Here is a 21719-nt window from a genome sequence, read left to right on the forward strand (position 1 = left end):
GTGTGGTTCAGAAGTCGGGGTACAGACGGCCGCGGTTGAAGACGCGGGCTGGATCGAAAGCGGCTTTCAAACCACGATGGATTTTCATCAACGGTGCGGGCAGCGGTGTAAACACGCCTGCGCTGCGGTCATAGCCGTGACCGGTGCGAAAGATCGTCGCGTGGCCGCCGGCCTGTTTCGCGCTCATGCGTACGGTTTGCGCGTCGGTGTCGGTGATCCACCAGCGCTGACCGCCGCCCCATTCCATCAGTTGGGCACCGGGCAGTTGCAGCGGTTCGGTGATGGTTGGGAGTGCGAGACGCCAGAGTGCGGCCATCGGTGCGATAGCCGAGAAGAACGGATCGGTCTGCTCGCGCAGACCGCTCCAGAAACGTTCGGCTTCGACTGCGTCGACTACTTCGCCGCCCAGCACGGACTTCGCCGCTTTCACGGCAGCTTCCGCCCCACCGAGGCGCAGCGCAAGCGTGCCGTTGCGCCACGCACTGGCTGTGACCGGCAGCGGCCGGCCGCCCCATTCGTTGAGCTTGCGTACGGCGTCGGTGCCGTTCATGTCGAACTTGAGCGTGGCTTCGACCTTCGGCCGCGGCAACACCTTCACCGATAGTTCGAGGATCAGCGCGAGCGTACCGAGCGAGCCGGCCATCAGGCGCGACACGTCGTAGCCGGCGACGTTCTTCACGACTTGACCGCCGAAGTGCAGCACCTGGCCGTGGCCGTTCATCACGACCGCGCCGAGCACGAAGTCGCGCGGTGCGCCGGTAGCGGGGCGCCGCGGCCCGGCGATACCCGCTGCGATGCAGCCTCCGAACGTAGCCTGCGCGCCGAAATGAGGCGGCTCGAACGGCAGCATCTGATCATGCTCGGCAAGCGTTGCTTCGATCTCGAGAAGCGGGGTACCGGCCCGTGCGGTGATGACGAGTTCGGCCGGGTCGTAGGCGATGATGCCGCGGTGGGCGCGCGTATCGAGGATTTCACCTTCCAGCGTCTGGCCGTACCAGTCTTTCGTGCCGCCGCCGCGAATGCGCAGTGCGCGTCCGGCGGCAGTGGCCGAGCGGATGCGCTCGGACCAGTTGGCGACGATGTCGTCCTCTTCCATGGTGTCCTGCTTCGTTGTGTTTCGCTCGATTGTACCGGTCGGCGCCACTCTGGCAACCCGGAGCGGACCCGTAGCGCGAAGCGGGGAAAGACGCGACGGCAAGGGTCTTCGCGCCGGCGAGCACGCACCAGGGATGACCCGCGGAGCGCGCTTGCCAGTGGACGACTCGCGCGCGCAGGCTAGAAACGCGGCAGATCGGGATGCGGCAGCAGGCCGCCGCGCACATGCATCTTGCCGTACTCGGCACAGCGCGCCCGCGTCGGGATGCCCTTGTCGGGATTGAGCAGGCCGGGGGGATCGAAGGCACGCTTGACCGCGTGAAACGCATCGCGTTCTTCGGGCGAGAACTGCACGCACATCGAATTGATCTTCTCGATGCCGACGCCGTGTTCGCCGGTCACGGTGCCGCCCAGCTCGACGCAGGTCTCCAGAATGTCGGCGCCGAACGCCTCGGCGCGGTGCCATTCGTCGAGATCGTTGCCGTTGAAGAGGATCAGCGGATGCATGTTGCCGTCGCCCGCATGAAACACGTTCATGCAGCGCAGGCCGTACTTTTCTTCCATCACTTCGATGCGCGCGAGCAGCGGTCCGATGCTGCGACGCGGCACCGTGCCGTCCATGCAGTAGTAATCCGGCGAGATGCGTCCGGCGGCTGGAAACGCGTTCTTGCGTCCGGACCAGAAGCGCAGCCGCTCGCTTTCCGAGCGCGAAATCTGGATGCGTGTCGCACCATGCTCACGTAGTACCGCCGTCATCCTGACTATTTCGTCGGCGACTTCTTCGGGTGTTCCATCCGACTCGCATAACAGGATCGCCGCGGCATCGAGATCGTAGCCTGCGTTGACGAAACCTTCGACGGCGCGCGTCGCCGGTTTGTCCATCATTTCGAGGCCCGCGGGAATGATGCCCGCCGCGATGATGCCGGCAACCGCATCGCCGCCCTTCACGACATCGTCGAAACTCGCCATCACGACCTGGGCGGTTTGCGGCTTCGGAATCAGTTTCACGGTGACTTCGGTGACGATCGCGAACATGCCTTCGCTACCGATCAGCACAGCAAGCAGATCGAGCCCAGGCGCGTCCGGGCTCAGCGAACCGAACTCGACGATCTCGCCTTCCATCGTCACCGCGCGCACGCGCAGGACGTTATGCACGGTGAGACCGTACTTCAGACAATGCACACCACCGGAATTCTCCGACACGTTGCCGCCGATCGTGCAGGCGATCTGCGACGAAGGATCGGGTGCGTAGTAGAGCCCATACGGCGCGGCCGCTTCCGAGATCGCGAGATTGCGCACGCCCGGTTGCACGGTGGCGATACGCGCGTACGAATCGACTTCGACGATCTTCCTGAAGCGCGCCAGCGACACGACCACGCCATGGCGTATCGGCATCGCGCCACCCGACAGCCCGGTGCCCGCACCGCGCGGCACGATCGGCACGTCGAGCCGCTTGCAGATCTGCACGATGCGCTGCACCTGCGATTCCGTTTCCGGCAGCACCACGGCGAGCGGCAGGCGACGGTAAGCGGCAAGGCCGTCGCACTCGTAGGCCACTGTGTCTTCTTCGCGATAGAGCAGGCAGTGCGTCGGCAGTACGGCCATCAACGCCTGCACGACTTCGCGCTGGCGTTGCGCGAGCACTTCAGCCGAGAGTTCGGCGGGTGCGTTCATGTCTCCTCCTGCTGCGACCTCTTTCATCTGCGACACGCTCCGTTGCGTCATAGGTCAGGCGGCCCACGAGAAAATCTTGCCGGGGTTCATCAGGTTGTGCGGATCGAGCGCGTGCTTGATCGAGCGCATCGTTTCGATTGCGACGGGCCCGTGTTCTTCGAGCAGGAAGTTCATCTTGTGCAGGCCCACGCCGTGTTCCCCGGTGCAGGTGCCGTCCATGCGCAACGCGCGTTGCACGATGCGGTGATTCAGACGTTCGGCTTCGGCGAGTTCTTCGGGCTTGTGCGGATCGATCAGGATAGCGACGTGAAAATTGCCGTCGCCGACGTGACCGACGATCGGGCAGGGTAGCGGCGAAGCGATCAGGTCCCGCTCGGTTTCGACGACGCATTCGGCGAGTCGCGAGATCGGTACGCAGACGTCGGTGGTCACCGCGCGGCAACCTGGCTTGAGTTGCAGCATCGCGAAGTACGCGTTGTGTCGTGCGTTCCATAGACGACTGCGATCTTCGGGCCGCGTCGCCCATTCGAAGTCTTCGCCCGAGTGCTGCGCGACGATGTCCTGGACCTGTTGCGCCTGCTCCTTGACGCCGGCTTCCGTGCCGTGAAACTCGAAGAACAGCGTCGGCGCTTCGCGCAGTGTCATCTGTGCATGCTTGTTGATCGAGCGGATCGCGAGTGAATCGACAAATTCGACGCGCGCGATCGGCACACCCATCTGGATCGTTTCGATCACTGCGCGTACCGCATCGCCCATCGACGGAAATGCGCAGACTGCGGCGGACACCGCTTCCGGCTGCGGATAAATCCGCAGCGTGATTTCGGTGATAACGCCAAGCGTGCCTTCCGAGCCGACGAAAAGACGCGTGAGGTCGTAACCCGCCGACGATTTACGCGCCCGCGTGCCGGTATGGAGCACACGGCCATCGGCGAGGACCACGCTCAGGCCGAGCACGTTCTCGCGCATCGTGCCGTAGCGCACGGCGTTAGTGCCCGACGCGCGCGTCGCCGACATACCGCCGATGCTTGCATCGGCGCCCGGATCGATCGGGAAGAACAGGCCCGTGTCGCGCAGCGCTTCGTTCAACTGCTTGCGCGAGACGCCGGGTTCGACGGTGACGGTGAGGTCTTCGGCGTTGATCGACAGCACGCGGTTCATCGCGGACAGGTCGATCGACACGCCGCCGTGCACGGCCAGCAGATGGCCTTCTAGCGACGAGCCGTTGCCGTACGGAATGATCGGTGTGTCATGTTGCGCGCACAACTTCACCACGGTCTGCACGTCTTCGGTGTGATTCGCGAAGACGACGGCATCGGGTAATTGCGGATCGAACGGCGACTCGTCGCGGCCATGATGGGTGCGGACCGCCTCGGCGGTCGAGACACGCTCGCCGAACGCGGCTTTTAGCGAGGCGAGCAGCTCGGCGGGGAACGGGCGGCGCAAAGGTGCCGGCGGCACGGGATGGTTCACGCATGTCTCCTGAAAGCGGGCGATGTGTCTTATGGTTGCGGGTCATTTTACGCCGATCGTCTGTGGTGGGCGTGATGGGCGCGCAGGGTAACACCGGCACCTATAATGCTGCGATCGACCGCGCGGGCTTTCTGGCTTGCTGCCGCGGCGCATGGCTTCAATCAGCGGGTGCGCACTGCACGCGCTGCGACCGACCGACTGAATGGGACTCCATCATGGGCAACCGCTTGAGCAAGATCGCCACCCGCACCGGCGACGACGGCAGCACCGGGCTCGGCGACGGCCGGCGGGTGCGCAAGGACGACGCGCGGATCGCGGCGATCGGCGACGTCGACGAACTCAATTCGAATCTGGGTGTGCTGTTGTGCGAAGCGCTGCCCGACGACGTGCGGGCCGCACTCACCGCGATCCAGCACGATCTCTTCGATCTGGGTGGCGAGCTGTGCATACCGGGGCACACGGTGATCGCCGAGGCGCATCTCGCGCAACTGGACAACTGGCTTGCGCACTACAACGCAACGCTGCCGCCGTTAAAGGAGTTCATCTTGCCCGCAGGCTCGCGGGCCGCGGCGCTTGCACATGTCTGCCGCACGGTGTGCCGGCGCGCTGAACGCACGATCGTCGCGCTCGGCGAACATGAAACGATTAACGCGGCGCCACGACAGTATGTGAACCGGCTGTCCGATTTGCTGTTCGTGCTTGCGCGTGTGTTGAACCGGAGCGGTGGCGGCAGCGATGTGCTCTGGCGGCGGGATCGTTCTATCGGTTGAGCATGCGCTACTGAAGAAGCACGCGGCACGCGCGCTGCACGGCGATCCGTGTGCGCGAGTGCCTGTGCGAGACCAGCTTCGTTTTAGCTGTCGCGCGGCCCGCACTGGGTTGCCGCTACCGGGTCTCAACAGCCGCAGTTGAGTCCCAGTTGCGACTGCCCGATCTTAGTTACCGCTGCCGCGCGCAACGCGCCGCTGTTTCACCGAATCGGCCAGCCCTTCGAGCACGCCGATCGTTTCATCCCAACCGATACACGCATCGGTAATGCTCTGGCCGTATGTGAGCGCGCAGCCTTCCTGCAAATCCTGGCGTCCCGCGACGAGATGCGACTCGACCATCACACCGATGATCCGCTCATCGCCCGCAGCGATCTGGCGGCCGATATCCGCGCACACCGGAATCTGGTTCTCATGCTTCTTCGAGCTGTTCGCGTGGCTCGCATCGATCATCAGGCGCGCGGCGAGGCCGGCCTTGCCGATGTCGGCGCAGGCTGCGTTGACGCTTTCGGCGTCATAGTTCGGCGTCTTGCCGCCGCGCAGAATGATATGGCAGTCCTCGTTGCCGGCCGTCGACACGATTGCCGAGTGGCCACCCTTCGTCACCGACAGGAAATGGTGCGGCTGCGACGCCGCCTTGATTGCATCGACGGCGATCTTGACGTTGCCGTCGGTGCCGTTCTTGAAGCCGACCGGACACGAAAGCCCGGAAGCCAGCTCGCGGTGCACTTGCGATTCGGTGGTCCGCGCACCAATCGCGCCCCACGAGATCAGATCGGCGATGTACTGCGGGCTGATCATGTCGAGGTACTCGGTACCGGCCGGCAACCCAAGCTCGTTGATGTGCAGCAGCAGCTCGCGCGCGGTGCGCAGGCCGTCGTTGATCTTGAAGCTGTTGTCCATGTGCGGGTCGTTGATGAGACCCTTCCAGCCCACCGTCGTGCGCGGCTTCTCGAAGTACACGCGCATCACGATTTCGAGTTCGCTGGCGAAACGCGTGCGCTGCTCGACGAGGCGGCCGGCGTATTCGAGCGCGGCCTTCGTATCGTGAATCGAGCACGGCCCGACGATCACGATCAGCCGGTCTTCCATCCCGTGCAGGATGCGATGCATCGACCGGCGAGCGTTATAGATCAGGTTCGACACCGGCTCGTCGCAGGGGAACTCGCGAATCAGATGGGCGGGCGGTGTGAGCTCTTTCAGCTCTCGAATGCGGACATCGTCGGTGTTGTGCGGGGGCATGGTTTTTCTCCAGGATTCGACTTGTAGCGTGCTCGCGCGGTGGATAGCGGACCGCAGCGGAAACTCGTCAGGCTAGTTAAAAGGGTTAGGTGGATAGAAGCGAGAGGCGAAAAAAAACCGCCAGACTCGCTGGCGGTTTTTTCGGGAATTTCGGGTGCCTTACGTGCACTAACACCCCTCTCGATCCGCCAGCGGTCTGAGATGCCAGAAAAAATAAAAGTAAAACTTGGCGGACATGGCGTGAAAGGTGCTCGGTGATCTGAAAAAGGTGTCGTGCTTTATAACCCGGCCTTGGGCAACTGGCAAGCCGGGGGACATGAAAATGCGGATAATCCGCACATTTCTCTTAAGTTGCGCAAGAAATGTGCGGATTGGGCGAAGCTCAGGCCGTGCCGCCCACAGTCATCTTCTCGATGCGCAGCGTCGGTTGGCCGACGCCGACCGGCACGCTCTGGCCTTCCTTGCCGCACACGCCAACGCCGGAATCGAGCGCCATGTCGTTGCCGATCATGGTCACGTACTTCAGCGATTCCGGGCCGCTACCGATCAGCGTCGCACCCTTCACCGGGTAGCTGATCTTGCCGTTCTCGATCATGTACGCCTCGGAGGCCGAGAACACGAACTTGCCGTTCGTGATGTCGACCTGACCGCCGCCGAAGTTGACCGCATACAGGCCGTTCTTCACCGATTCGATGATTTCCTGCGGATCGCGGTCGCCGTTGAGCATGTAGGTGTTGGTCATGCGCGGCATCGGCAGTGCGGCGTACGATTCGCGGCGCGCATTGCCGGTGACGGGCATTTTCATCAGACGCGCGTTCAGCGTGTCCTGGATGTAGCCCTTCAGGATGCCGTTCTCGATCAGCGTCGTGCACTGCGTCGGATTGCCTTCGTCGTCGATATTGAGCGAGCCGCGGCGATTGGGCAGCGTGCCGTCGTCGACGACCGTGACACCCTTCGCGGCGACCTGCTCGCCCATGCGCCCAGCAAACGCCGACGAGCCCTTACGATTGAAGTCGCCTTCGAGCCCGTGACCGATCGCTTCGTGCAGCAGCACGCCGGGCCAGCCTGGCCCGAGCACGACGGTCATCGCGCCGGCCGGTGCGGGCCGCGCGTCGAGATTGACGAGCGCTGCGTGCACCGCGTCGTCGACATACTTCGACAGGATCGCGTCGGTGAAATAGCCGTAGTCGAAGCGCCCGCCGCCACCGCCGCTGCCAATTTCACGGCGGCCGTTCTGTTCGGCGATCACCGTGACCGATACGCGTACGAGCGGGCGGATGTCGGCGGCAAAACCGCCGTCGCTACGCGCTACCAGCACGACGTCGTATTCGCCGGCGAGCCCTGCCATGACCTGCGTGATGCGCGGATCGCGGCTGCGTGCGATCTGTTCGACACGTTCGAGCAGCTTGACCTTGGCGGTCGCATCGAGCGAATGCAGCGGGTCGGACGGCAGGTACAGATCGCGCCCGGCGATGCCTGTCAGTGACGACGCGACCTTCACCTTCTGCTTGCCGCCGCCGGCCTTCGCGATCGAGCGCGTCGCGATCGCAGCCTGACGGATAGCTTCGGGCGAGAGATCGTCGGAATAGGCGAAGGCGGTGCGGTCGCCGGACACGGCGCGCACGCCGACGCCCTGGTCGATGCTGAAGCTGCCCGACTTGACGATGCCCTCTTCGAGGCTCCATGCCTCGCTGCGGGTCGCCTGGAAGTACAGGTCTGCGTAGTCGACGCGGTGCGTGAAAATCTCGGCGAGCGTGCGGGTGAGCAGGGACTCGTCGAGACCGTAGGGCGTCAGAAGCACGTCCTTCGCGGTCGCGAGATTACGAATTCCGGGTTCGATGATGTTCATGCGGATGTGAGTCGATTAGATCGGGTCGTAAGTTTGGGGATATCGCGAGCTGGCGGTTCGGATTGCTGCGGTTGTCCGCAGTTGCCATTGTCATTCGATACGCATATTCGATGCGGATAGGTTATCAGATGGTTCGAATGGGCCGGATTTCAATGGTTGTATCGGACTTGTCAGGCAAGCACGCGGTGACGCAAGGCGGGCAGGCTCGCCCGGACTTCGTCGATGCGCGCACGTTCGATATTGCCCGCGACCACTCCGGCACCTTCTTCGCGTACCGAGACGATTTCGCCCCACGGATCGATCAGCATGCTGTGGCCCCACGTGCGGCGGCCGGTTTCATGCGTGCCGCCCTGCGCAGCCGCGAGCACGTAGCACTGGTTTTCGACCGCACGTGCGCGCAGCAAGGTTTCCCAGTGCGCCCGACCGGTCGTGTAAGTGAACGCCGACGGCACGACGATCAGCGCGCAATCGCCGAGCTTGCGATACAGCTCGGGAAAGCGCAGGTCGTAGCACACCGACAGGCCGACGCGGCCAAACGGGGCTTCGAAGGTCGTGACGCTGTCGCCGGGACGGATCGTGCGCGCCTCGTTGAACGATTCGGCGCCTTTCTCGAAACTGAACAGATGAATCTTGTCGTAGCGCGCCGCTTCGTTCCCCTGCGGATCGAACACGAGCGTGGTATTCAGTACGCGCTCCGGTTCCGGCGCAGTAAGCGGCAGCGTTCCACCGATCACCCACACGCCATGCCGGCGCGCGGCGTCGGCGAGAAAGCGCTGGATCGGGCCGTCGCGATATGCTTCGCGGATCGACAGTTTGTCGGTGTCCTTGAAGCCCATGAAGCAGAAATATTCGGGCAGTAGCACGAGCTGCGCGCCATCGGCGGCGGCTTCGGCGATCAGGCGTTCGGCTTCGGCGAGATTGCGCTCGCGATCGGGCGTCGTCACCATTTGCAACGCGGCAACGCGGGTGGACGACGCGGCTTCGGATGGGGAATGGGCGTGTTGATCGCTCATGAGATTGTCGAAAGGTTCCGGGCAGGGCCGCGGCGCTGATAGCGCGTGCCGCGGGCGAGAACGAGACTGGCCGCCTCGGCGCCGCGCCGCATGGAACAAGGGTTCAAGGAGCGGTCGCCGCAGAAGCGGGTGCGTCCATCTTACCCCGATCGCCATGGACCCGCTCGACATGCGGTTTGGACCAAGAACCGGTAATCGCGTAGTCGAGTGCGAAGGCTTTGCCGATCGAATGCGATAGCGCCAGATCCGCCGCCAGCACGCCGAGTCCGAGCAACGGATTGATCACGGCGACCGCTACGGCGGCGGCGCCCGCGCTGACCGTTGGGATGACGTGGACGTTCAGATTCTGCGTTTCGTGCGCGAGGTCGACCGTGCCGCGCATATCGGCGCGCGCCGGCGCGGTGATCATCTCGAAGTTGTCGGTGCGACCGATGCCGTTGTTGATCTCGCCGGTGCCCTTGATGCTTTCGAACGGCAGGCCCTTGCCGATCACATCCTTGAAGTTCAACGTCGCGAAGCGCGCAAGACTTTGCAGACTCAGCACGCCGAGCAGCTTCGCCGCGCCCGGATCGACCTTGAGGATCTGGCCGTGATGCAAATCGAGCGACAGGTTGCCGTTGAGCGTCGGGTAATCGATTGCAGTCGGGCCGCCGCGCCAGCCAACCTTGCCCGCCAGCACGCCCGAACCGCCCTTGACGGTGCGCGGCAGTCCCGCGCGCTCGAGCAGTTCGCCCGCGTCCTTGATGTCGAGCTTGAAGTCGAACACCGTGCGGCGCGGTGTGTCCTCGTCGGCGTTCGAACCGAGCCGGCGCGACGTGCGCCAGTTGCCGGTCGCGGTCAGCTTCGCGGCCGGATTGCTGACTTCGAGCGTATCGAGTTGCCACACCGGCACGCCGTCTTCGTCGCTGTTGTGCGCATCGACTTCGAGCCGGCCGAAGTTGCGGCCGCGCACGATCAGTTCGTTGACGACCAGATCGATCGTCGGCATGTTCTGCGCCGGCGCCGAGATCGCCTGGCCGAGCAGATCGTTTTCCGACGCGGAGGGAATGACGAGGCGTGCGAGGCGTGCCTGCAGCGTGCCCGGCGAATCCTTGCTGGCACCAGGCAGCCACGACACGTGACCGGACACCTGGTTCGACGCGATGTTGGCCTGCCACTTGTTGTCGAGGTGTGAGGCGCCGACCACCACGCTTTCCCAGTGGCGCTTGAGCAGCGTGAGTGTGCCGATGTGTACGGCGAAGCGGTTCGGCAGGAACTGCGCGACGCTCGCCGACGGTACGCCAGGTTGCGTGCCGTCGTTGCCGTGGCGCATGTCGGTGACGAATGTGCGCCATGCGTCGGCATCGAGGGCGTCGATGTCGACCGCGGCGGTGACGCCTTCGGACGGCAGCTCGGCGGGCCGGTTGACGCCGATCGCGCCGCGCACGACGGTGGGTTTTTCGTGCGGTGCGAGCTGCAGCAGATAGGTTGCGGCGATCGGGCCGAATGTCAGGTCGGCGCGTTGCTGGCCGGTTGTGGTGGTCGTGCCAGCCGCGCTTGCTGCACTTGCCGGCTCGGCGGACGCTACCGCGGACTGCGGTTGCAGCGTGAAGTGCAACGGCATCGGTGTGCCGAGCGGTTTGTTGAGCGGCGCGGGAAAGTTCAGCGCGAGTCCGGTCAGATCGGAATTCGCCGTGACCTCGGGTAGACGTCCCTTGCTGCCTTGCACACTCAGGTCGTACGGCGCGCTACCCGTCATCCGCGTCAACACCTGCGCGGCGGGACCATGCAGATCGAGACCACGCGCGGCATCGACGGCGATGTGGCCCGCGACGTCGAGCGCATAGCTGCCGTTTTGCTTCAGGCCGCCGTTCGCCCGCACGTCGCCGCCGAGAAACCGGCCCGACAGCCTGTCGAGCGCGGCGGTGTGCTCGGTGAAATGAACCTTGCCGCGCAGGTCGGACAGCGGCGGCACGTTGTTCATCGCGAGGCGGTTGTTCTGGAAGCCGACCGTTCCTTCAACGGCGATGTGCGGCTTCGGCGTGCGCGGCACCGTGAGTTTCAACGCGAGCGTGGCGGGACCGTCGGCATGGATCTTTTCGGCCACGTGTTTCGACATGCCGCCGAGCGCGCTGCTGTTCACATAATCGAGCAGGTCGGCGAGCGGACCGCGCCCGTCGCCGGCGATCACTAGGCTCGACGTCTTTGTACCGAGATCGTCGATGCGGCCCGTCACCTTGTTCAACGCGACGCGCCGGTACTTCGCGCGGTCGATGTCGAAGCGCAACAGGTTCTCCTTCAGCTCGAACACGCCATTGATGCCTTCGAGCGCGGGCCACACGCTCGGTGTGCCGTCCTTCATTTTCTTCGGCGGGTATGGCGATGGGTCGAAGGTGCCGCCCTTGAACGGCGCGACGATATGAAAGATCCCAGCAGAAGGATTGCGCGAATACGGAAACTGCGTCAGGTCGCCGTGCACTTCGATCGTGCCGTTCTGTGCGGTTCCGGCCTGCAACGCGTGGCCAAGATAGATGCGCAGTTTTTCGCTGATGCTGGTGGGCAGATAGCGCACGACGCGCGACACCTGAGCATGATCGATGTCGGCCTTCAGATCGAGTGTGCCGCGGCCGTGGCCGGGGTTCGAATAGTTAGCGACGAGTTTGCCGTGCAGGTCCGCGTTCTGCACGGCAAGCGACGACACCGACATGGCGAACGGCTTGTGCGTTTCGCCGGGCACGGCCGGGTTCACGGTCCAGGTGCCGGTGCCCTGCAGGCGATCGAACGTGAGTCTCGGGTCGTCGAACACGCCCGGCAGCGTAACGGCTGCATTGGCGGTGTCGAGCGTAACCGAGCCGTGGGTTTCGTCGGCGTCGACGCTGCCCCACAGATTCTCGAAACCGGGGATCCCGGCGCGCGGGTGGTTCAGCGCGGTGAGCCCCGGCGGCGGTTCCTGCGCGGCGACGCTGATGCCCTGCAGGTCGCCCTTGAACCGGTAACGCACGATCGGTTCGGCGCCGGTCGCGCTGCGTTCGCTCGCGGCTTCCCCACCTTCCGGCGTGGCGCGCTCGATCTTCATTTCGTAATTGGCGACCTGGCCACGCGGATTGAACCGCACGAGTTCGTTCAGCAGACGCCGCGGCAGTGGCAGCGCGCGGCTGAATTCCGCGAGGATGCCGAGGTCGACGCGATCGCCGGCCACGCTGACCAGCTGGCCGTGCTGCACGCTCGGCATCCGGTAGTGGCCGGTCAGCGTGGTGAGCGCGAGCGTGCGTGTGAGCGGTGTGCCGTCGTCGAGCGGCGGCTGGCCGAGTTCCGCGCGCAGGTTGCGCAGCATCAGCGTGTAGTCGCCGCGCGCCGGGGCGTCGAGCGACCAGGAAAAGCGCGCCTCCGGCATCTCGAGCTTCGGTTGGGTGGGGCGTACCCGCAGCGAGACGTCGGTACCCGACAATTCGCCGCTGGCCGATTTCATGCGCCCCTGACCGAACGCGATCCAGATGGCGTTGTCGACGCGGCCCGCGAAAGTCTCGATCGGGAAATCGATGTAGTGGGAAAGTGTAGGCAGATCGACAGGACCGGTCGACACGTAAGCCGTGCCGCTCCAGTTGACCGGCTTACCTATCGGCTCCATCCGCGCATGCCGGAACTGCGCGCGGAAATCGAGTGGGCCGTGCAGCACGGTGCCTTCGGCGGGCGCCTGCAGCGCGATCCGGTGGTCGTAGCCGTCGTTCAGAATGGCGAGTCGGATGTCCTGCAGGGTCAGCTCGGGTGCGTCGTGGCGCGCGTCGCGCCAGCGCAGCGTGCCGCCGCGCAAGACGATCGCCTGCTGGCGCAGCAGCCAGGTAGTGAACGTGTCATTGCCGGTGTGCGTACTCGGCATCGGCACCCCGGCCACCGACAACGTGCCGTCCGCAGAGCGCGCAACGAGGACGTCCGGCTTGTCGACGATCAGGCTCGAAAGCAGCGGCGTGAGCTGCACGAGCGAGCGCCACGACACCGTGGCGGTAGCGTGCGGGACCGTTAGCGCAACGTTACCGTCGCGATCGCGAATGGTGAGATTGGTGACGTCGACGCCGGGCTGGAAGCCCAGCCAGTGCGGCGCCAGCTTGCCGATGCGGACTTCGGTGTGGAGTTTGTCGGAGACGAGTGCTTCGATGCGCGGCCGGAACGAGTCGACGTGCGGCAGGACGCCGTAACGCAGACCCAGCACCAGCGCGGCCACGATGAAATAAACGACGAGCGCGATGCCCAGCACCACCCGCAGCGTATGGCGCAGAACCACATGGTCGTGTCCGCCGGCCGGCCTGGTATTTCCAGCATTGTGCGGGTCGGCGGAGTCGTTTCGCTCGGACATGCTGCGGCGGTTGGCGGGTATGGTAGTTTTGCTGTCAGACGACGAAATGTAACACACGGGCCGGTACCCTCGAACTTCCTGCAAACCCTTGCCCATACCGGTTTGCAGCCCATGTTGCGGGTGCGAACCATGATGCGCCGGGGATATCCGGGACCGGTCTACGGGACATAGCAACGAGCGAGCCAGACCTTTGATGACTGATGTAACCCTGCTGAGTTCCAGCTATTCACATTACGTTGCACGGGCCGTCGCTGCGCGTCCGGATCTCGCGGCGCGCATTGCAGCGCTGGCCGCGACGCCGCTCACGCGCGAACGGATCGATGCGCGGCTCGACGCGCTGTGCGCCGAATCGGCGGCTTGTGTGGCGGGCGCCACGAGCGGCGACGATGCACTGAAACGGGCCTTGCGGCAGTTGCGCACCGAGGTGTTCTGCGCCGTGATGGAGCGCGATCTTGCCCGCACTGCCGATGTCGCCGAAGTCACAGGCACGATGACCGATCTCGCCGAGGTGACGATCCAGCGCGCGCTGGCCGTTGTGTCCGCCGATCTCGAAGCGCTCTATGGCGAGCCGCGCGGACCGCAAGGCGAACGGCTGACGCTCGGCGTCGTCGGGATGGGCAAGCTGGGCGGGCGCGAGCTGAATGTATCGTCGGATATCGACCTGATCTTCGTCTACGAGGACGACGGCGAAACCGCGGGCGGCCAGCGCGCACCGATCGCGACGCAGGAGTTTTTCACGCGCGTCGGCAAGCGCCTGATCGGCGCGCTCGCCGAAGTCACCGCCGACGGCTACGTGTTTCGCGTCGACATGCGGCTGCGTCCGAACGGCGATTCGGGACCGCTCGTGTGTAGCCTCGGCATGCTCGAAGAGTATTTTTACGTGCAGGGCCGCGAGTGGGAGCGCTATGCGTGGATCAAGGGGCGGCTCGTGTCGGAAGGCCGCAGCGAATCTGCGCGGCGTCTCGCGAAGCAACTTGCCGCCCTCACGCTGCCGTTTATCTATCGCCGGTATCTGGACTTCGGCGTGATCGGCGCGATTCGCGCGCTGCACGTGCAGATTCGCCAGGAAGCGCAGCGCCGCGCGTCGATGCGTCCCGACAAGGCCGACGACATCAAGCTCGGCCGCGGCGGTATTCGCGAGATCGAGTTCAGTGCGCAGGTGTTTCAGTTGATTCGTGGCGGTCAGGACACAGGGTTTCGCGTGCGGCCGACGCTCGCCGTGCTGCGCTATGCGAACGTGCGCGGATTGATCGCGCCGGCGGTGTGCGATGAGTTATCGCACGCGTATCGCTTTCTGCGCGAACTCGAACACCGGCTGCAGTATCGCAACGACGCACAGACACACGCGATGCCGGTCGATCCCGACGAACGCGCCTGTCTCGCCGCCGCGATGGGCTTCGACGATTACGCCGCGTTGATGGTGGAGCTGAACGCGCAGCGCGATCGCGTCGAGCATCAATTCGACCAGATCTTCTCCGACAAGGTGACCGGTCATCGTGGCTGCGCCGTGCGCGAAGACGGTGCGGCTGCGTGGGTATGGAGCAGTGCGCTTGCCGACGACAGCGCCGGTGAAGCGCTCGAAGCCCGTCTCGTCGAACTGGGTGTTACGGAGCCGGCCGAGCTGCTCGCGCGGCTGCGCGCCATGTGGCAGTCGTCGCGCTATGCGGGGCTCGCCGAGCGCAGCCGGCAGCGCTTCGACATCGTCGCCCAGCGTGCGCTCGAGGCAGCGCGCACGCTCGAGCCGCCCGAGCGGCGCGGCGACACAGTCGCGCGTTTCTTCGATCTGCTCGAAGCGGTGAGCAAACGCGGTGCGTATCTCGCGCTGCTGACCGAATATCCGAGCGCGTTGCATCGCGTGTTGTCGGTGCTCGGCGCGTCGCACTGGGCGGCGGGTTATCTGATCCGCCATCCGCAGTTGCTCGACGAACTGCTCGACGACGAAGCGATCGCGAGTCCATTCGACTGGCCCGAATTCAAGCGGACGCTGCGCGCGCATCTCGCAGCCGCCGACGGTGTCGAGCATCAGATGGATCTGCTGCGTCATGCGCACCAGGCCGAAGTGTTCCGCATCCTGCTGATCGATCTGGCGGGCAAACTCAGCGTCGAGCACGTCAGCGACCGGCTGTCCGAACTCGCCGATGCGGTGCTCGACGTGACGCTCGAAGCGGTCTGGGCGCAGCTCGCGAAGCGTCATCGTGAGGTGCCGCGTTTCGCGGTGATTGCGTACGGCAAGCTCGGCGGCAAAGAGCTGGGCTACGCGTCGGACCTCGACCTGATCTTCCTGTACGACGACACCGACGATGCCGCCGCCGATGTCTACGCGACCTTCACACGCCGTCTGATCACCTGGCTCACGATGGCGACTGGCGCGGGCACGCTGTTCGATGTCGATCTGCGGTTGCGGCCGAACGGCGAGTCGGGTTTGCTCGTCACCGATCTCGACGCATTTCGCCGCTATCAGCTGCGCGAGGGCGATGCCGCGAATACCGCGTGGGTCTGGGAACACCAGGCGTTGACGCGGGCCCGCTATTGCGCCGGCGATGCCGAGATCGGCGCGCGCTTTGAGGCGATTCGCGAGCAGGTGCTGACCACACCGCGTGAAGCTGCACCGCTTGCGCGCGAGATCGTCGATATGCGCGAGCGCGTCGCAGTCGGGCATCCGAATCGTTCGCCGCTATTCGACCTGAAGCACGACCGCGGCGGCATGGTGGATATCGAATTCCTTGTGCAGTACTGGGTGCTGCTACATGCGGCAAGCGACCCGGAGCTGATCCGCAACACCGGCAATATTGCGCTGCTGCGCGAAGTGTCGCGCTTCGGGCTGATGAGCGAGGACGAGGCCGAAACGGTTGGCGCCGCGTATCGCACGTACCGGAAGATGCAGCACCGGTTGCGGCTCGACGGAATGGAGAAGGCGCGGGTCGATCCGGATGCGGTGGCGGGGAGCGCGATGTCGTGCTGAAGCTTTGGCAGCGGGTGTTTGGCTAAGGCGCGGCTAGTGCGCGATCTGCTACGGCCGCGGTTAGCACCTTGAAGCTGTGGGTTAGCGAGTGTTGGGCTAACGCGCGGTTGGCGCATGACGTGCAACGCCATGCGCTCGCCTTACGCCGTCAACATTTCCTTCGCGTGCTTGCGCGTAGTGGCGGTGATCTCCAGACCGCCAAGCATCCGCGCCACTTCCTCGATTCGGCTCGTCTTGTCGAGCGGCGTGACGGTGCTGACCGTACCGCTCTTGCCGCTCGATGCCTTCGCCACCTGGAAATGATGATCGCCGCGCGCCGCGACTTGCGGCAGGTGCGTGACGCACAACACCTGGCGATCGCGCCCGAGCTGATGCAGCAAACGCCCGACCACTTCGGCAACCCCACCGCCGATCCCGGTATCGACTTCGTCGAAGATCAAGGTCGGCGTCGGGCTCGCGGCACTCGCGATCACTGCGAGCGCGAGGCTGATCCGCGCGAGCTCGCCGCCTGATGCAACTTTGGCGAGCGGCCGCAGCGGCACACCCGCATGACCGGCGACACGAAACTCGACCTGCTCGAGTCCGTGCGCCCCGCCTTCCGGCAACGCGACGAGTGCGACCTCGAAGCTGCCGCCCGCCATCGACAGTTCCTGCATCCCGGTCGTCACCGCGGCGCCGAGCGCCTTCGCAGCCTTCGCGCGGGCCTTCGACAATTGCCGCGCATCGGCGAGATATGCTTCCTTCGCTTTTGCTTCGGCGGCGCGCAGGCTGTCGATGTCGGCGGCCGCGTCGAGCGCGGCAAGTTGCGCGCGACGTGCTTCGTGTTCTTCGGGCAGTGTCTGCGGTTGAAGGCGGAATTTGCGCGCCGCCGAGTGCAAGGCTTCGAGCCGCTTTTCGACCTGGGCGAGCCGGTCCGGATCGAGTTCGAGCCGCTGCGCGTAATGCGACAGCGAGTAGGCAGCTTCCTGCAACTGGATTTCGGCGGGCTCGAGCGCGGCGAGCGCATCATTCAGCGCCGGGTCGATCTCCGCGAGATCGCGCAGCTTCGAGACGATCGTGCCGAGCTGCGAAAGCATCGCCTCGTCGGATTCGGACAGCGCATTGAGCGCACCCTGTACGCCGTCGATCAGATTCGCCGAGTGCGACAGCCGCCGATGCTCGGCATTCACGTCTTCCCATTCGCCGGGCTGCGGCGCGAGCTTGTCGAGTTCGGCGAGCTGCCAGGCGAGGCGCTCACGTTCGAGCTGTAGTTCGCGATCGCGGGTTTGCGCGAGTTCGACAGCCTGAGCGGCGTCGCGCCAGCCGCGCCATGCGCGATTCACGACGGCGGCCGTTTCGAGCAGGCCGGCGTGCGTATCGAACAACTGACGTTGCGCATCGGGCCGCATCAGCAACTGGTGTGCATGCTGCCCATGGATATCGACCAGCATCTCACCGAGTTCGCGCAGTTGCGTGAGCGTGGCCGGCGTGCCGTTGACAAACGCACGCGAGCGACCGTTTGCATCGAGCACTCGCCGCAGCAACACGGTGTTGCCGGCGGCATCGCCAGTCGTGCCGAGCGCCTGGTCGTCGAGCCATTGCTCGACTTCGCCGTGCGTGTCGAATTCGGCGGTGATATCGGCGCGCGCTTCACCGGTGCGCACGACGCTCGCATCGCCGCGTGCGCCGAGCGCGAGCGCTAGCGCATCGATCAGGATCGATTTGCCCGCGCCCGTTTCGCCCGAGAAAACCGTGAAGCCGCTGTCGAATTCGAGATCGAGCGCGGCGACGATGACGAAGTCGCGTATCGAGAGATGGCGAAGCATGGAGGTGGTCTGGTTGGCAGGCGGTGACGGGCGAGGCGAGCGTTCAGTTCTCAGCTCAGTTTTCAGGATCGTCTTCGTGCGACGGGTACTCGTTCCAGTGCAGCTTCTTGCGCAGCGTCGCGAAATAGCTATACCCGACCGGATGCAGGAACGGCACCGTATGGCGCGAGCGGCGCACCTCGATCGTATCGTTCAGCTCAAGCGCGGTGAACGACTGCATATCGAAGTTCACATTCACGTCGCGGCCCGAGATGATCTGGATGCCGACCTTCGAGTCGTCCGGCAACACGATCGGCCGGTTGGACAGCGCATGCGGCGCGATCGGCACGAGCACGAGGCCCTGCAACTGGGGATGCAGGATCGGTCCCGCCGACGACAGCGCATACGCAGTCGAGCCGGTCGGCGTCGCGACGATCAGACCGTCGGAGCGCTGGTTCGACATGAAGCGCCCATCCACCGAGACGCGCAGTTCCGCCATCCCCGAGAAGCCGCTGCGATTCACGACAACGTCGTTGAACGCGAGCGCGTGATAGATCGGTTCGCCGGCGCGCATGATGCGCGCTTCGAGCAGCGTGCGTTCTTCGCGCTCGAAGCTGCCCGCGAGCATCTGCGGGACGGCCTCGTACATGTCGGAAATCGGGATGTCGGTGATGAAGCCGAGCCGGCCGTGGTTGATGCCGATCAGCGGGGTACGGTAGGGCGCCAGTTGCCGACCGATGCCGAGCATCGTGCCGTCGCCACCGAGCACGACCGCGACGTCCGCGCGCGCGCCGATCTCGGCAAGCCGCAGCGCGGGGTGGCCGGACGCGCCGATCTCGGCGGCTGTGTCCGCTTCGAACACGACCTCGAAGCCACGCTTCTCGATGCAGGCGGCGAGCTTCGTCAGCGGCTCGCCGATGCCGGGCGTGTTGCTGCGCCCTATGAGCGCGACGGTCTTGAACTGGGTGGTAACTTGCATGCCGGCATTACACCATAGGTAGGTGTCGAAAAGAACCGTGGCCAATCCTGGCGGCGCGCCGGGACCGAAAGCGGGCTTGCATGGACAGGATTGTCGTTAGAATGGTGAAGCGCCGATGACAGGACCGCATCGGGCGCGCGGCGGCACCTCTGCCATGCAACTGCTGACGGGCGACAAAGCCGGCTGGGATAGATGGCGACATCCCGGTCATATCGTTTGTAGCGCCATTGAGCTAAAATTTTTCGTCATGCTAGATCCCCGCGCACAAACCCTCCTCAAAACGCTGATCGAGCGTTACATCGCCGAAGGTCAGCCGGTCGGCTCACGCACGCTGTCGCGTTACTCCGGGCTGGAACTGAGCCCCGCGACGATCCGCAACGTGATGTCCGACCTCGAGGAACTGGGACTCGTAATCAGCCCGCATACGTCGGCGGGCCGGATTCCAACGCCGCGCGGCTACCGGCTCTTCGTCGACACGATGCTGACCATGGAGTCCGCCGCCGACGAAGAAGCCGTTACCCGCACTGTCAAGACCACGCTCCAGGCCGGCGAGCCGCAAAAGATCGTCGCGGCCGCGGCCAGCGTGTTGTCCAGCCTGTCGCAGTTTGCCGGCGTCGTGCTGACGCCGCGCCGCAGTCACGTGTTCAAGCAGATCGAATTCATGCGTCTGTCGGACAAGCGCATCCTGCTCATCATCGTGACGCCCGAAGGCGATGTGCAGAACCGCATCATGGCGACGCAGCGCGATTTCTCGCTGTCCGAGCTGACCGAAGCGTCCAACTACATCAACGCGCATTTCGCCGGTCTCTCCTTCGACGAGGTGCGCCGCCGCCTGCGCGAAGAGATCGATGCGCTGCGCGGCGACATGACGACGCTGATGCACGCTGCGGTCACCGCGAGCACCGACGACACCGATACCGGCGAAACCGTGCTGATTTCCGGCGAGCGCAACCTGCTCGAAGTGGCCGACCTGTCGTCCGACATGGCGCGGCTGCGCAAGCTGTTCGATATATTCGACCAAAAGACCAGCCTCCTTCAGTTGCTCGATGTTTCGAGTCACGCGCAGGGCGTGCAGATTTTCATCGGTGGCGAATCGAACCTCGTGCCGATCGAGGAAATGAGCGTCGTCACTGCGCCGTATGAGGTGAATGGCACGATCGTCGGCACGCTCGGTGTGATCGGGCCGACGCGCATGGCCTACAGCCGCGTGATCCCGATCGTCGACATCACCGCGCGGCTGCTCTCGCTGACGCTCAGCCAGCAGTAGGGCGGTTTCCGCAGTCTTCCCTTGCAATGGTGGATGATGCCGCGCCGGCTTCCGCGCCACCAATCGGCCGGATGGCCAACGGGCGCGGTAAGCGCGGCGGTTGCGGGTTGGTCCGGCGAGCCGCGCCGCTATAATGGCCGCTTTCGCCTCTCACTCCGCGCCCCGCGCGCCGACCCGTTGCCTATGCGTTTCGATCTCGAGCGGCCTTCGCAGCCTGCCGCGGCACATCGCGTCGGCGTGCTGCTGATCAATCTCGGCACCCCCGATGCGCCCACGCCCCGCGCGGTGCGGCGCTACCTCGCGCAGTTTCTGTCCGATCCGCGTGTCGTCGAGATTCCCGCCGTGCTGTGGCAGATCATCCTGCGTCTGCTGATCTTGCCGTTTCGTGGCGTTTCGTCGGCGAAGAAATACGCGGCGGTCTGGATGCCGGAGGGCTCGCCGCTGCGCGTGCACACCGAGAAGCAGGTCGACGCGTTGCGTCAGTTGCTGCAGGCGAACGGCTATACGACGATCGTCGAGTACGCGATGCGCTACGGCACGCCGGGCATTCCGGCGATGCTGAACCAGTTGAAGCTTGCCGGCGCCGAACGCGTGCTGCTGATGCCGATGTATCCGCAGTATTCGTCGTCGACGACCGCTACTGCCTTCGATGACGCGTTCGCAGCGTTGCGACGCATGCGCAACCAGCCCGAGATCCGTACCGTGCGCCAGTACGCGGATCATCCCGCGTACATCGCGGCGCTCGCGGCCCAGGTGCAGCATTACTGGCACGCGCACGGCCGCCCGGATTTCGCTGCCGGCGACAAGCTGATCCTCAGTTTCCACGGTGTGCCCAAACGCACGCTCGATCTCGGCGATCCGTACCACGAGCAATGCCAGCAAACCGGCGCGCTGCTGATGCAGGCGCTCGAGCTGAGCTCGGTCGAATGCCGGGTGACCTTCCAGTCGCGCTTCGGCAAGGCCGAATGGCTGCAGCCATATACCGCGCCGACGCTGAAGGAACTGGGTGCGGCGGGCGTGCGGCGGGCGGACGTGTTCTGTCCGGGCTTCACCGCCGATTGCCTCGAAACCATCGAGGAAATCGGCATCGAAGTTCGCGACGAGTTTGTGCACGCGGGCGGCAAGGAGTTTCACCGCATTCCCTGCGTCAATACGGCGCCGGCGTGGATCGCGGCGCTTGGCGAAATCGTGGCGATCAATCTGCAGGGCTGGCCGGTGCAGGCGCCGCACACCCACGGCGCGGCGGCGGCATGAGCGCTGCCGTTGCGTCGCCGGGCTGGACAACAG

At 64.9% G+C, this 21719-nt stretch carries 12 protein-coding genes and 1 pseudogene; 4 read left to right on the forward strand and 9 right to left on the reverse strand.

The genetic code is table 11. The features are described 5' to 3' along the window. Positions 1-7 precede the first annotated feature (7 nt). The 3 genes from glcE to FNZ07_RS16300 all read right to left on the reverse strand — a co-directional run bounded on the left by glcE (position 8) and on the right by FNZ07_RS16300 (position 4239). Positions 8-1096, reverse strand: a complete 1089-nt coding sequence (gene glcE / locus FNZ07_RS16290; RefSeq protein ID WP_091010004.1) for a glycolate oxidase subunit GlcE — start codon at positions 1094-1096, stop codon at positions 8-10. Positions 1097-1275: 179 nt separating this feature from the next. Beyond that, a complete protein-coding gene (locus FNZ07_RS16295) occupies positions 1276-2769 on the reverse strand; it encodes an FAD-linked oxidase C-terminal domain-containing protein (protein ID WP_091010006.1) in 1494 nt (497 codons plus the stop codon). A gap of 54 nt (positions 2770-2823) precedes the next feature. Further along, positions 2824-4239: an FAD-linked oxidase C-terminal domain-containing protein gene (locus FNZ07_RS16300; RefSeq protein ID WP_091010008.1), complete on the reverse strand. Its 1416-nt coding sequence runs from the start codon at positions 4237-4239 to the stop codon at positions 2824-2826. Between the two features lie 215 nt (positions 4240-4454). Here FNZ07_RS16300 and FNZ07_RS16305 point away from each other — a divergent pair, with 215 nt between their 5' ends. Next, positions 4455-5009: a cob(I)yrinic acid a,c-diamide adenosyltransferase gene (locus FNZ07_RS16305; protein ID WP_091010895.1), complete on the forward strand. Its 555-nt coding sequence runs from the start codon at positions 4455-4457 to the stop codon at positions 5007-5009. Positions 5010-5174: 165 nt separating this feature from the next. On the opposite strand, the gene aroG is transcribed toward FNZ07_RS16305, so the two are convergent. The 4 genes from aroG to FNZ07_RS16325 all read right to left on the reverse strand — a co-directional run bounded on the left by aroG (position 5175) and on the right by FNZ07_RS16325 (position 13440). Continuing rightward, positions 5175-6248, reverse strand: a complete 1074-nt coding sequence (gene aroG, locus FNZ07_RS16310) for a 3-deoxy-7-phosphoheptulonate synthase AroG (protein WP_091010010.1) — start codon at positions 6246-6248, stop codon at positions 5175-5177. A gap of 382 nt (positions 6249-6630) precedes the next feature. Continuing rightward, on the reverse strand, positions 6631-8097 hold the full coding sequence (tldD, locus tag FNZ07_RS16315; RefSeq protein WP_091010012.1) for a metalloprotease TldD: 1467 nt from the start codon (positions 8095-8097) through the stop codon (positions 6631-6633). A gap of 170 nt (positions 8098-8267) precedes the next feature. Beyond that, entirely contained in the window at positions 8268-9110 is an 843-nt protein-coding gene (locus FNZ07_RS16320; RefSeq protein WP_091010013.1) for a carbon-nitrogen hydrolase family protein, read from the reverse strand. 103 nt (positions 9111-9213) lie between these two features. Beyond that, positions 9214-13440 (reverse strand): YhdP family protein, encoded by a 4227-nt coding sequence (locus tag FNZ07_RS16325; RefSeq protein WP_091010015.1) that lies wholly within the window; start codon positions 13438-13440, stop codon positions 9214-9216. A gap of 193 nt (positions 13441-13633) precedes the next feature. Between FNZ07_RS16325 and glnE the strand changes: the two are divergent. Next, positions 13634-16428, forward strand: a pseudogene (gene glnE / locus FNZ07_RS16330) (bifunctional [glutamate--ammonia ligase]-adenylyl-L-tyrosine phosphorylase/[glutamate--ammonia-ligase] adenylyltransferase). Between the two features lie 114 nt (positions 16429-16542). On the opposite strand, the gene recN reads toward glnE, so the two are convergent. Both recN and FNZ07_RS16340 read right to left on the reverse strand, forming a co-directional pair. Further along, on the reverse strand, positions 16543-18207 hold the full coding sequence (gene recN, locus FNZ07_RS16335; protein ID WP_091010019.1) for a DNA repair protein RecN: 1665 nt from the start codon (positions 18205-18207) through the stop codon (positions 16543-16545). A 55-nt stretch (positions 18208-18262) separates the two neighbouring features. Next, positions 18263-19165, reverse strand: a complete 903-nt coding sequence (locus FNZ07_RS16340; protein WP_091010021.1) for an NAD kinase — start codon at positions 19163-19165, stop codon at positions 18263-18265. Positions 19166-19412: 247 nt separating this feature from the next. Between FNZ07_RS16340 and hrcA the strand changes: the two genes are divergently transcribed. Then, positions 19413-20432, forward strand: coding sequence for a heat-inducible transcriptional repressor HrcA (gene hrcA, locus FNZ07_RS16345; RefSeq protein ID WP_091010896.1), 1020 nt, complete (start codon positions 19413-19415; stop codon positions 20430-20432). Between the two features lie 183 nt (positions 20433-20615). Then, positions 20616-21686, forward strand: coding sequence for a ferrochelatase (gene hemH, locus FNZ07_RS16350; protein WP_091010897.1), 1071 nt, complete (start codon positions 20616-20618; stop codon positions 21684-21686). The last annotated feature ends 33 nt before the right edge of the window (positions 21687-21719 follow it).

The sequence above is a fragment of the Paraburkholderia megapolitana genome (assembly GCF_007556815.1).
Classification (GTDB): domain Bacteria; phylum Pseudomonadota; class Gammaproteobacteria; order Burkholderiales; family Burkholderiaceae; genus Paraburkholderia; species Paraburkholderia megapolitana.